1 protein-coding gene is annotated in these 273 nt (G+C 45.8%); it reads left to right on the top strand.

Going from position 1 to position 273, the window contains the following annotated elements:
• Positions 1-273 (top strand): formyltransferase family protein (locus CH339_RS25655; RefSeq protein ID WP_276329894.1); only part of this gene is annotated, 273 nt, incomplete at both ends.

The raw sequence follows: 273 nt of genomic DNA, 5'->3' as shown, positions 1-273 counted from the left end.
GTATCGTGCGGAAGTCATCGTTCTCGCCCGATATATGCAGATTTTAACGCCTGATTTTGTCTCGGCTCATCCGAACAAAATCATAAATATTCACCACTCCTTCCTGCCGGCTTTTATCGGGGCGAATCCGTATAAACGGGCATATGAAAGAGGCGTTAAACTGATCGGAGCAACATCGCATTATGTGACAAACGAATTGGATGAAGGGCCGATCATCGAACAGGATATCGAACGGGTCGACCACAGAGACAATGTGGAAGCATTGAAAAACAT

It is taken from the genome of Rhodobium orientis (assembly GCF_003258835.1).
Lineage (GTDB): Bacteria > Pseudomonadota > Alphaproteobacteria > Rhizobiales > Rhodobiaceae > Rhodobium > Rhodobium orientis.
Note: the sequence above shows the minus strand (reverse complement) of the source record. Positions and strands in the feature narration are given on the sequence as shown.